Origin of the sequence: Buchnera aphidicola (Periphyllus testudinaceus) (assembly GCF_964059035.1) — a bacterium.
GTDB classification, from domain to species: domain Bacteria; phylum Pseudomonadota; class Gammaproteobacteria; order Enterobacterales; family Enterobacteriaceae; genus Buchnera_J; species Buchnera_J aphidicola_BN.
In genome coordinates this window covers 40,406-53,029 of record NZ_OZ060380.1, presented here as the reverse complement: position 1 = coordinate 53,029, position 12,624 = coordinate 40,406, and the positions used below count along the sequence as shown (strand labels likewise).

12 protein-coding genes are annotated in these 12,624 nt (G+C 20.5%); 7 read left to right on the top strand and 5 right to left on the bottom strand.

Features of this window, described 5'->3' with window-relative positions; translation table 11 throughout:
• Positions 1 to 85 precede the first annotated feature (85 nt).
• From AB4W45_RS00255 to crr, 3 genes are all read left to right on the top strand, one after another.
• Positions 86 to 343, top strand: coding sequence for an HPr family phosphocarrier protein (locus AB4W45_RS00255; protein ID WP_367671301.1), 258 nt, complete (start codon positions 86 to 88; stop codon positions 341 to 343).
• A gap of 96 nt (positions 344 to 439) precedes the next feature.
• Positions 440 to 2,167 carry a phosphoenolpyruvate-protein phosphotransferase PtsI gene (ptsI, locus tag AB4W45_RS00250; protein WP_367671300.1) on the top strand — a complete coding sequence of 576 codons (1,728 nt, stop codon included), beginning with the start codon at positions 440 to 442 and terminating at the stop codon, positions 2,165 to 2,167.
• A gap of 22 nt (positions 2,168 to 2,189) precedes the next feature.
• Positions 2,190 to 2,696 carry a PTS glucose transporter subunit IIA gene (gene crr / locus AB4W45_RS00245; RefSeq protein WP_367671298.1) on the top strand — a complete coding sequence of 169 codons (507 nt, stop codon included), beginning with the start codon at positions 2,190 to 2,192 and terminating at the stop codon, positions 2,694 to 2,696.
• 106 nt (positions 2,697 to 2,802) lie between these two features.
• Here the strand turns inward: crr and AB4W45_RS00240 are convergent, their stop codons facing one another.
• The gene (locus AB4W45_RS00240; protein WP_367671296.1) at positions 2,803 to 4,038 is read right to left on the bottom strand and encodes a tRNA CCA-pyrophosphorylase; all 1,236 of its coding nucleotides are present in this window, start codon (positions 4,036 to 4,038) and stop codon (positions 2,803 to 2,805) included.
• A gap of 158 nt (positions 4,039 to 4,196) precedes the next feature.
• Between AB4W45_RS00240 and ribB the strand changes: the two genes are divergently transcribed.
• The gene (gene ribB / locus AB4W45_RS00235; RefSeq protein ID WP_367671295.1) at positions 4,197 to 4,829 is read left to right on the top strand and encodes a 3,4-dihydroxy-2-butanone-4-phosphate synthase; all 633 of its coding nucleotides are present in this window, start codon (positions 4,197 to 4,199) and stop codon (positions 4,827 to 4,829) included.
• Between the two features lie 34 nt (positions 4,830 to 4,863).
• Here ribB and tsaD read toward each other — a convergent pair whose 3' ends face one another.
• On the bottom strand, positions 4,864 to 5,871 hold the full coding sequence (tsaD, locus tag AB4W45_RS00230; protein ID WP_367671293.1) for a tRNA (adenosine(37)-N6)-threonylcarbamoyltransferase complex transferase subunit TsaD: 1,008 nt from the start codon (positions 5,869 to 5,871) through the stop codon (positions 4,864 to 4,866).
• A 115-nt stretch (positions 5,872 to 5,986) separates the two neighbouring features.
• Between tsaD and rpsU the strand changes: the two genes are divergently transcribed.
• The 3 genes from rpsU to rpoD all read left to right on the top strand — a co-directional run bounded on the left by rpsU (position 5,987) and on the right by rpoD (position 10,011).
• On the top strand, positions 5,987 to 6,202 hold the full coding sequence (rpsU, locus tag AB4W45_RS00225; RefSeq protein ID WP_367671291.1) for a 30S ribosomal protein S21: 216 nt from the start codon (positions 5,987 to 5,989) through the stop codon (positions 6,200 to 6,202).
• Between the two features lie 95 nt (positions 6,203 to 6,297).
• Positions 6,298 to 8,037, top strand: coding sequence for a DNA primase (dnaG, locus tag AB4W45_RS00220; RefSeq protein WP_367671290.1), 1,740 nt, complete (start codon positions 6,298 to 6,300; stop codon positions 8,035 to 8,037).
• A gap of 132 nt (positions 8,038 to 8,169) precedes the next feature.
• A complete protein-coding gene (rpoD, locus tag AB4W45_RS00215) occupies positions 8,170 to 10,011 on the top strand; it encodes an RNA polymerase sigma factor RpoD (RefSeq protein ID WP_367671289.1) in 1,842 nt (613 codons plus the stop codon).
• A gap of 115 nt (positions 10,012 to 10,126) precedes the next feature.
• On the opposite strand, the gene secB is transcribed toward rpoD, so the two are convergent.
• The 3 genes from secB to argH all read right to left on the bottom strand — a co-directional run bounded on the left by secB (position 10,127) and on the right by argH (position 12,571).
• Positions 10,127 to 10,585 carry a protein-export chaperone SecB gene (gene secB / locus AB4W45_RS00210; protein WP_367671288.1) on the bottom strand — a complete coding sequence of 153 codons (459 nt, stop codon included), beginning with the start codon at positions 10,583 to 10,585 and terminating at the stop codon, positions 10,127 to 10,129.
• Between the two features lie 75 nt (positions 10,586 to 10,660).
• Entirely contained in the window at positions 10,661 to 11,092 is a 432-nt protein-coding gene (locus tag AB4W45_RS00205) for a rhodanese-like domain-containing protein (protein ID WP_367671287.1), read from the bottom strand.
• Positions 11,093 to 11,176: 84 nt separating this feature from the next.
• Positions 11,177 to 12,571 carry an argininosuccinate lyase gene (argH, locus tag AB4W45_RS00200; protein ID WP_367671285.1) on the bottom strand — a complete coding sequence of 465 codons (1,395 nt, stop codon included), beginning with the start codon at positions 12,569 to 12,571 and terminating at the stop codon, positions 11,177 to 11,179.
• Positions 12,572 to 12,624: the final 53 nt, after the last annotated feature.

Sequence of the window (12,624 nt, the reverse complement as noted above, 5' to 3'; positions counted from 1 at the left end):
GTTTTTTTAATAAAAATTAAGAATAATTTAAATTAAATTTATTATAAAAAAATGTACAAATCTTTAATTAAGGAAAAAATATAAAATGGTTAAAAAAAAAATAAAAATTACATCACAAAATGGATTACATACTAGACCTGCTGCACAATTTGTTAAAGAAGCAAAAAAATACCTATCAAACATTACAATCATATCAAATGGAAAACAAGCAAATGCAAAAAGTTTATTTAAACTTCAAACTTTAGGATTAACTCAAGGAAGTATTATAACTTTATCTGCTGAAGGTTTAGATGAAAAAACTGCAATAGAAAAACTATCTATCTTTATCAAAAAACTTATATAAAAAAAAATATTTAAAAACTCTTAAATCTGTTAATCAAAATTTTATAAAAAATTTTGTATTAATAACTCTATAATTATAATATTCAAAGGTAATGTCATGATTTCAGGAATTTCAGCATCGCCAGGCATTGTTTTTGGAAAAGCGCTTCTTTTCAAAGAAAAAAAAATAAAAATTAATAAATTAAAAATATCTAAAAAAAATATAGAAAAAGAAATAAAAAAATTTTTAAAAGCTAGAAAAAAATCAGAAATACAAATCAATAAAATTAAAATACAAGCAAAAAAAAAATTTGGAAAAAAAAAATCTTCTATATTTGAAAGTCATATATTAATTCTACAGGATGAAGAATTTGAAAAAGAAATTATTAATTTAATAAAAAAAAAAAAAATAAGCGCTGAATTTGCTGTAGAAAAAACAATTCAAAAACAAATAAAAACATTAGAAAATATCCAAGACGAATATTTAAAAAATAGATCAATCGACATAAGAGACATTGGAAATAGATTATTACAAAATATATTAAATATAAAATTTATAGATCTAAATAACATTACAAAAAAAATTATCTTAATAACCAATGATTTAACTCCATCTCAAACTGCTCAAATGAATTTAAAAAAAGTAATTGGCTTTGCAACAAATTTAGGAGGAAGAACTTCTCATACTTCTATTATGGCTAGATCTTTAGAGATACCTGCTATTGTAGGAATAAAAAATATTACAAAAAAAGTAAAAAATAATGATTTCTTAATTTTAGATAGTATAAATAATAAAATTATTATTAATCCAACCAAAGAAAATATTAAAAAATTTAAAAAAGAAAAAAAAATATATATAAAAAATCAAAAAAAATTAATATCTTTAACAAATCTTTCAGCACGCACAAAAGATGGAAAAAAAATAAAAATAGGATCAAACATAGGAAGTTACGATGATGCTGTAAAATCAAAAAAATATGGATCAGAATTTATTGGATTATATCGTACAGAATTTTTATTTATGGGAAGAAATAATTTTCCATCAGAAGAAGAACAATTTCAAGCATATAAAGCAGTTGCTAAAAAAATGATTGGAAAAAAAATTGTTATAAGAACTATGGATATTGGAGGAGATAAAAATCTTTCTTATATGAATTTTCCAAAAGAAGAAAATCCATTTCTTGGATGGAGAGCAATTCGAGTATCAATTGATAAAACTAATATATTACATGATCAATTAATAGCAATTCTCAGAGCGTCAGCTTTTGGAAAGTTTAAAATTATCTTCCCAATGATTATTTCTATTGAAGAAATAAAATTTCTTAAAAAAGAAATTAAAAAAATAAAAAAAGAACTACAAAGAAAAAAAATAAATTTTGATAAAAAAATAAAATTAGGAGTAATGATAGAAACACCTGCATCTGCAATAATTTCTAAACATTTAGCTAAAGAAGTAGATTTTTTTAGTATAGGAACTAATGATCTAACACAATATACATTAGCGGTCGACCGTGGAAATGATCGTATATCTCAATTATATCAAACTATGAGCCCCTCTGTATTATATTTAATAAAAAAAGTAATTAAAGCATCTCATAAAGAAAAAAAAATAACAGGAATATGTGGAGAATTAGCAAGCAATAAAAAATATATTGCTTTATTAATTGGAATGGGGATAGATGAATTAAGTATGAGTTCTATATCTATACCAGAAATTAAAAATATAATAAGAAAAATAAATTTTATGAAAGCAAGAAAACTAGCAAAAAAAATTTTGAAACAACCTACAGTGAAAAAAGTAAAAAAATTAATACAAAAATTTAATAAAAAAGAAGATTTATTATAAATACTATAAATAGGAGAATATAATGAGCTTTATTTCAAATTTTTTTTCAAAAAAAGATGCTCATTTAAAAAAAAAAATAGAAATTATTGCGCCTATTTCTGGAAAAATAGTTCCAATTGAAAATGTTCCAGATGTAGTTTTTTCTAAAAAAATTGTAGGAGATGGAATAGCTATAAAACCTACAGAAGAAAATATTGTCTCTCCTGTTAATGGAATAATAGGAAAAATTTTTAAAACATTACATGCATTTTCTATTGAATCTTTCGAAGGAATTCAAATTTTTGTTCACTTTGGAATAGATACTGTTCAATTAAATGGAGATGGATTTACATCTTACGCAAAAGAAGGACAAAAAGTAAAAAAAGGAGATTTAATAATTAAAATAAATTTAAAATTATTAAAAAAAACAGCAAAATCTATTATTACTCCTGTAGTTATATCTAATATAGATGAAATAAAAATTATAGAAAAAAAAGAAGGTTTAATTATTGCTGGAAAAAGTATAATCATGTATGTTAATAAAAATTAGAAAAAATTATTTAAACGGCGTTAAATCGCCGTTTAAAAAAATAAAAATAAAGAAAATTTTTAAATAAATATATTTATAATTATAAAATTTAAAAAATATAAAAAATTTATTTAATTAAAAAAATTTTTAATCGATAAATTTCTAATAATAATGTTCTTAATTTAATTAATTCTTTTTTAATATAATACCCTTTAAAACCAGATTTTATAATCCATTTAATAGAAATAGAACTTGAAATAATAAATATTATTTTAAGAAAATTTTTAATATCATACCTTTTACAATGATATTTGCACTCTGGAAAAAAAATACAATATTCACTTAAAATTCCTAATTTTATTATTATTGAAGGATTTCTCCATACATCAATTTTATTAAATAAACAAATAATATCTTTAGAAGATTTTAAAAAAATATTATGTAAAAAAAAATAATTATTAGAAGAGATATAAGATAACTTTCTAATAAAAATAGGAATATTTAAGCGAATAAACATATTTTTAATTAAATTTGATTGAAAAAAATCTTCTTTAAATTTTTTATTAATTCGATAAATATATCTATAATAAATAAAAAATTGACAAAGAAAAGCAAATCTTAATTCAATACTTAAATTAAATTTTGAAAAATTTGATAAAGAAAATAAAAAATGCTCTCCTAAATTATTATTTTTAAAATATAAATTTTTAATTTTTATATTATATAAATAATTTATTTCTGGAAAAATAACAGATAAAGCATTACATTGTCTTAAAATATAAAAATAAACATGAGGAGAATAAGAAATTAATGCTTTTTTTGTTTCATTCCATATTCTATGAGAAGTTAAAAAAGATAATTCGCCTGTTCCTACCATAATTTTCATAAATTTCATAGTATTTTTTTCTACTTGAAAACCCAAATGAGATAACTGAGCAGAAAAACGAGCAACTCTTAAAATTCTTAAAGGATCTTCTTTAAAAGCTTTTGATACATGACGAAGTAATCGTAATTTTAAATCTTGAATTCCATTAAAAGGATCTATAAAATTTCCTTTTACATCTTGAGCTATTGCATTTATAGTTAAATCTCTACGAATCAAATCATCATTTAAAGTAACTCTTTTAGAATGATTTGTTTGAAAACCTTTATAACCTACTCCAAGTTTTTTTTCAGTTCTTGCTAAAGCATATTCTTCAAAAGTTTTTGGATGTAAAAAAACAGGAAAATCTTTTCCAACTTGTTTAAATCCTTTTTTAATTAATTCATTTGGAGTTGCTCCAACAACAACCCAATCTCGATCTTTAACAGGTAATTTTAATAAATTATCTCGAACAGCTCCTCCTACTAAATAAATTTTCATTCATTTTCCTATTAAAAATTTTATTAACCTAAATAAAAAATTATTAAAAAAAATTATAAAATATTATAAATATAATAGTCGAAGCTCAAAAAATATGCTAAAATTTTTATTCTTTAAAAAATTTAAATTTTTTATATAATTTAAAAAAGGTATATTTAATGCATACAAAACTATTTAAATTTGGAAATTCAATTCAAAGAATAAAAACAGCAATACATGACCTAAAACATGGAAAAGGTATTATTATTTTAGACAGCAAAAATAGAGAAAATGAAGGAGATTTAGTTTTTCCAGCAGAAACTATGACAGTTAATCAAATGGCGCTTTCTATTAGATATACTAGCGGAATAATTTGTTTATGTATTACAGAAAAAACACGTAAAAGACTAAATATTCCAATGATGGTAAAAAATAATACAAGTCAATATAAAACTAATTTTACAGTAAGTATAGAAGCAGCTCATGGAGTAACTACAGGAGTATCAGCTATAGATAGAATAAAAACTATAAAAACTGCAATTTCTAAAAAATCAAAACCTCACGATTTAAATAAACCAGGACATATTTTTCCATTAAGAGCTCATATAAATGGAATAAAATCTCGTCAAGGACATACAGAATCTTCTTTAGAAATAATAAAATTAGCAGGATTTAAAAAATACAGTGTAATAGGAGAATTAACAAATAAAAATGGAACAATGTCTCGTATTAAAGATAGTATAAAATTTGCAAAAACTCATAATATGACTATTATATCTATTAAAGATATTTTAAATTATTTAAATCAATAAAATTATTTTTTAAAAAAATAATTTAATTTTTAAATTATTTATAAATTTTCCATTTCGGATACACTTTAATTTTTAAATTTGATACAAAATTTTTTTTTTTGAATTTTAAAAAACCTAAATAAGCTATCATAGCGCCATTATCTGTACAAAATTTAGATCTTGGAAAATAAACATCACCTTTATATTTAAACAGCAGATTTTTTAATTTTTTTCTTAATAAAATATTTGAACTAACTCCTCCAGCTACAACTAAACGATTTAAAGACATTTTTTTAATAGCTCGTTCGCATTTAGAAACTAAAACATCTATTACAGAATTTTCAAAAGCATTAGCAATATCTGCTTTAATTTGAAAATTCAAAAATGAAAATTTTTTAATAAAATTAATAACAGAAGTTTTTAAACCAGAAAAACTAAAATTCAAATCTTTTCGATTAATCATGGGTTTAGGAAAAATATACTTATTTAACATTCCAAATCTTGATATTTTAGAAATTTCTGGACCACCTGGATATTTTAAACCTAATTCTTTAGAAATTTTATCAAAAGCTTCGCCTGCACTATCATCTAAAGATTCTCCTAATAAATAATATTTACCAATTTTTTTTGCATAAATTAATTGGGTATGTTTACCAGATACTAAAAGAACTAAAAAAGGAAAAATTGGACATTTTTTTTCCATCATAACAGATAATAAATGAGCTTCCATATGATTTATAGGAATAGCTGGTATATTTAAAGAATAAGATAAAGATAAACCAAATGTAGATCCTACTAATAAAGAACCAGCTAAACCTGGTCCTGCAGTATAAGCTACTGCAGAAATTTCATTTATATTAATATTTGTCTTTTTAAAAGTATTTTTTACTAATTTAATAATATTTAATAAATGTTTTCTAGCCGCTATTTCTGGTACAATTCCTCCATATTTATTATGAATCAAAGATTGACTTAATGTTTTATTAAAAATTAATCCAAAAATACTATCATATATAGCAATACCAGTATCATCACATGATGTTTCAATTCCCAAAATTTTCATATATATTATTCCTAAAATATAAATATTTTTTAATATAACTGATTTAAATTTATAAATTTGATAAACTGTTCTATAATATTTTATAAAATAAATCTCAAAAAAAAAAAGAAAAAAAATGCCTATAATAAAAGTACGTGAAAACGAACCATTTGATGTTGCACTTAGACGATTTAAAAGATCTTGTGAAAAAGCTGGAATTTTAGCAGAAATTCGTAGACGTGAATGTTATGAAAAACCAACTACAGAAAGAAAAAGAGCAAGAGCTTCTGCAATTAAAAGACTAACAAAAAAATTATGCAGAGAAAATCTAAAAAGAATTAGATTATATTAACAAATTTTTATAAAAATATTATTAAAACCGTTCATATTTTAAATACGAACGGTAATAATAAATTTTATATATAAAAATATAACTTTTAAAAAAATATGACTGGAAAAATTCCAAAATACTTTATTAATGAATTAATATTACAAACAAATATTGTTGACTTAATAAAATCTAAAATCTCTTTAAAAAAAACAGGAAGAAATTATCAAACTAAATGCCCATTTCATGAAGAAAAAACCCCTTCATTTATTGTAAGTTATGAAAAACAATTTTATCACTGTTTCGGATGTAATTCTCATGGAAATGTAATTGATTTTTTAATTAATTATGACGGTTTAACATTCGTAGAATCTATTGAAGAATTATCAATTTTAAATAATGTTTGTATTCCATATCAAAATAATAATTTTGAAATAAAAAAAAAATATAATATAAAAAAAAACTTATATCATTTAATGGATAATATTTCTAATATATATTATAAAAATTTTATTAATAAAAATTCTAAAAAAGCAATAAAATATATAAAAAAAAGAGGAATTAATTCAAAAATATTAAATTTATTTCTAATAGGATATTCAAATCCATTAGCAATGAAAAAAATATTAAAAACTCAATTAAAAAATTTTAAAAAAAAAGATTTAATTAAAGCAGGAATTATAAAAATTAATTATTCAGGAAAAATATATAATAGATTTAATCATAGAATAATTTTTCCAATTCGAGATAAACATGGAAGAATAAACGGATTTGGAGGACGAACATTAAAAAAAAAAATTCCAAAATATATAAATTCTCCTGAAACAGAAATATTTCATAAAAAAAAACAAATTTATGGATTATATGAAATAAAAAAAAAAATAAGAAAAATAAAATATTTAATAGTTGTAGAAGGATATTTTGATGTTATTTCATTAACTCAGTTTAAAATCTATAATTCAGTTTCTATTCTAGGAACAGCATATACAGAAAATCATATAAAAATTTTGTTTAACATTACTAAAACTATTATATTTTGCTATGATGGAGATCAAGCTGGAAAAAATGCATCATGGAAAACCCTTATTAAATCTTTACCATTTTTATATGGAAAAAGATCAATTAAATTTATTTTTCTTCCAAAAAATGAAGATCCAGATTCAATTATTAAAAAAGAAGGTGCTAAACTTTTTAAAAAAAGAATTAAAAAATCAATTTGTATGTCAAAATATCTATTTCAAGAGCTTATAAAAAAATACAACATTAATACAGTAGAAGGAAAAAAAAATTTTATTTATTATTCTATCTCTTTAATTAATAAGATTCCAAGTAAAACATATAAATTTTTTTTATATAAATATCTAGGAAAAAAAATTGGAATATTAGACGAATATTCTTTAAAAAAAATATTTTATAAACATACACATATTAATTTAAAAAAAGAAAAAAAATATAGTTTAATGAGAGTATTAATTAGTTTAATTATTCAAAATCCTAAATTATACAAATTAACTAAAAATTATTTAAAATTTTTAAACAAAAAAAAAAAAGGAATGAAAATATTTTTAAATATAATAAAAATATGTAATAAAAATAAAAATCTTAATACTGGAATTTTATTAGAACAATATAGAAAAAAAAAAATATATCATATTTTAAAATATTTGGCTAAATGGGAAAATATGATATCTCAAAAAAAAATAAAAAAAACTTTTTTAGAAATATTAACTTATTTAAATAAAAAATTTTTAAATAAAAAAATTGAAAAAATGATATTAAAAGAAAAAAAAATAGGATTAGATAATAATGAAAAAAAAAAACTTTGGAAAATAAATAAAAAATTAATAAACTTAAAATAAAAAAATAAAAATTTTAAAAACTAATATATTTTTTTAAAAATAAATTTTTTAACATAAAAAATTTATTTAAATCTAAATATAATTTACAACAATTCATTATTTAATTTAAATTCATAAAATGGATATTATCTTATGGGTCAAAAACCAAAATCACAGCTCAAATCGCTTATTACTTATGGTAAAGAGCAAGGATTTCTAACTTTTGCTGAGATTAATGATCATTTACCAGAAGATATGATTGATTCCGAACAAATTAAAAATATAATTCACATGATTCGTGATATGGGAATTCAAGTAGTAGAAAATGCACCTGATTCAGACGATTTAATTTTAAATAACTCAAGAAATAATAACGATTCTGATGAAGATACTGTAGAAGCAGTCACACAAGTTTTATCAAATGTAGAAACAGAATTAGTTCGAACCACAGATCCTATTAGAATGTATATGAGAGAAATGGGTACTGTTGAATTATTAACCAGAAAAGGTGAAATAAAAATAGCAAAAAAAATAGAAAATGGAATAAAACAAATTCAATCTTCTATTTCAAAATATCCTAAATCCGTTAAATATCTTTTAGAACAATATGAACAAATTCAATCTGGAAAAATTAAAATATCTGAAGTAATTACAGGATTTATAGACAAAAATATAGAATATACTTGTAAAAATTCAATTAAAAATAATAATTCCTATTACAATTTTATAGAATTAAAACAAAAAAATATAAATACAAAAAATAATAAAAACTTAGAAGAAGACAAAATAGATAAAAAACTAGCAAAAAAAAAATTTTCAGAATTAAGAGATCAATATATCTTAACCAAAAAAACAGTTAACAAAAAAAAACGAAATCATATAGACTCAATAAAAGAAATAAAAAAATTATCTAAAATTTTTAAACAATTTCGATTAGCACCTAAAAAATTTAATCATTTAATAAAAAATTTACGTTTAATCATGAAAAAAATAAGATTTCAAGAAAGTATACTCATGAAAGAATGTATAAAAAAATGTAAAATGCCAAAAAAAACATTTATAAAAATATATTTAGGAAACGAAGCTAATATAAAATGGTTTAAAAAAGCAAAAAACATGAATAAAACTTGGTCAAAAAAATTAAAAAAAATAAAAAAAAAAATTACATATAGAATAAATAAATTATTAAAAATAGAAAAAAAAATAAATCTTTCTATTAATCAAATAAAAGAAATAAATAGAAAAATTATAATTGGAGAAAAAAAAACTAATTTTGCAAAAAAAGAAATGGTAGAAGCTAATCTTAGATTAGTTATATCTATTGCAAAAAAATATACTAACAGAGGACTTCAATTTCTAGATCTAATACAAGAAGGAAATATTGGATTAATGAAAGCTGTAGACAAATTTGAATATAAAAGAGGTTATAAATTTTCAACTTATGCAACATGGTGGATTAGACAAGCTATAACAAGATCTATTGCAGATCAAGCAAGAACTATAAGAATACCTGTACATATGATTGAAACAATTAATAAACTTAATAGAATATCAAGACAAATATTACAAGAAATTGGAAGAGAGCCTACACCTGAAGAATTATCAGAAAAAATGTTTATTTCTGAAGAAAAAATTAGAAAAGTTTTAAAAATAGCAAAAGAACCAATATCTATGGAAACTCCTATTGGAGATGATGAAGACTCGCATTTAGGAGACTTTATTGAAGATACTACTTTAGAATTACCTTTAGATTCTGCAACATCAAAAAGTTTAAAAAATGCTACTAATAATATACTTTCCGGGCTCACTCCAAGAGAAGCAAAAGTTTTAAGAATGAGATTTGGAATTGATATGAATACAGATCATACATTAGAAGAAGTTGGAAAACAATTTGATGTTACCAGAGAAAGAATACGACAAATAGAAGCTAAAGCTTTAAGAAAACTCAGACATCCTAGTAGATCAGAAATTTTAAAAAGTTTTTTAGACGATTAAAAATATTAATTATATTTATTTTAAAAATATCGTTAACAATAATTTACTCCAATTATTGTTAACAAAAAATAATTAAATTAATTTCAAAAATTTTTTTAAAAACAATAAAAAATTTTTATTTAAGTAAATCTTTATTTTCATTGTTTTTTTTAAAAATAGTATCAAAATTTACAGGATCTAAATTTAAATTAGGAAAACCTCCTCGAGAAGTCAAACTAGATACGCATTCTCTAACATAAGGAAATAAAATATCAGGACAATAAACTCCTAAACAATAAAGAAGTTTTTTATCAGATAAACCTTTAATATAAAAAATTCCTGATTGATGAACCTCGCATAAAAATACTAATTTAAAATTAATATGAACTTTGACTATTACTCGTAAAGTAACTTCAAATAAAAATTCTTTTAATTTATTAAATATATTATTTAAATCACAAGAAATTTTTGGATTCCAAGTTTCTTTAAAAATATTTGGAGAATGCGGAGATTCAAATGAAACATCTTTAATATAAATTTTTTGAATCTGAAAAATTACTGTATCATCTTTTTTTTTTATTTTTTTTCCAAACATTAATTACATCCTATCAATTATTTATTTTTTATTCTATTTAACTCAACCTAAAAATAAAAAATAATTTTCAAAAAATTATTTTTTATAAATTAATGGTAAATTCTTAATATTCCAATCATCTAAACCATTATTCAATATATATAATCTATTAAAACCTAATTTATTAAAAATTTCTATATAATTATTTAAAGAAACATTAGAATAAGAAATAAAAATTATTCTTGTATTTTTTGAAAGAGATAATTTTTTTATATCAAAATTATAAATTTTTTTAAATGGAATATTTACAGAATAAGGAATATGACCTAATAAAAAATGTTTTTTAGATCGAGTATCTATTACAAAAGATTTTTTTTTATTTATTAAAAAAACAAAATAATAAATATCTATAAATATAGATTTTATAAAAAAATTTTTAATTGATGTAGATATTATTAAAAAAAATAACATAAACCATATAAAAAAAATAAACAAATGTTGATGAAAAAAATATAAAAAATTATTCACCTCTTATCCTTTTAATTGTTATAAATAAAAAATACTTATTTTTTTTAAAAAAATATATAAATATTTTATAATTATAATATTAAATTAATTCATTAAATTAATATTATTAAAAATTATTTTTTTATTTTTTTGAATTTCAGATAAAACTTTTTCAGGAGCTGTTCCTCCTTTAGAATTTTTTTGATTTAAACAATTTTTTAAAACTATATACTTATATATATCATTTTCAATTAACACACAAAAACTTTGATAATCTAACAAACTTAATTCTGATAAAGATTTATTATTATTAATTGCATGCAAAACTATTTTTCCAGAAATATCATGAGATTCTCTAAAACTTATACCTTTACGAACTAAATAATCTGCTAAATCAGTAGCATTCGAATAACCAGATTCTGCTGATTTTTTACAAATATTTTTATTTAATTTTAATCCTAATAAAACTATTTTAGACATCTTTAAACACATTCTCCATGTCTCTAAAGAATCAAACAATCCTTCTTTATCTTCTTGCATATCCTTATTATAAGATAAAGGTAATCCTTTTAATAAAACTAAAATATTTATTAAAGAACCATATACACGACCAGTTTTTCCTCGAATTAATTCTAATGAATCTGGATTTTTTTTTTGAGGCATTAATGAAGACCCTGAAGTTACTTTATCTGATAATTCAATAAAATTACATTCACCAGAATTAAAAAATATTAAATCCTCAGAAAATCGAGATAAATGCATCATTCCAATAGAAGCTATAGATAATAATTCTACAACATAATCTCTATCTGAAACACTATCTAAACTATTATTACTTTCTTTAGAAAAATTCATAAAATTAGCCAATTTTTTTCTATCAATTTTCCACCCTGTTCCTGCTAAAGCTCCTGAACCTAACGGACTAATATCTATTCTTTGTAAACAATCTTTTAATCGATCAAAATCTCTTTGTATCATTTCAAAATACGCTAAACACCAATGAGAAAATATAATCGGCTGAGCTCGTTGTAAATGAGTATATCCAGGAATAATAATAGAAAAATATTTTTCAGATAGAGTTATTAAAGATTTTTGAAAATTTATAATACTTTTTTTAAGTTTATGAATTTCTTTTTTACACCATAATCTTAAATCTGTAGCAATTTGATCATTTCTACTTCTTCCAGTATGAAGTTTTTTTCCAACATCTCCTAACATATAAATTAATTTCTGTTCTACCCATGAATGAATATCTTCAGAATTACTTAACAATATTTTTTTTGGTGTATTTTTTATTTCCGAATATATTATATTTAAAGATGTTTCTAACTTTTTTTGTTCATCTTCTGTAATTATTTTACTATCTAATAATATTTTAGACCATGCTATAGATCCAAAAATATCTTCTTTAACTAAAATAAAATCTATTTTTAAAGAATTATTAAATTTTTTAAAAAAAGAATTTTGTTTCTTTAAAAACCTTCCACCCCAAAGAGCCATATATTTGTTTTCCACAAAATTTTTTATAAAAATGAAATATAAATTTAAATACA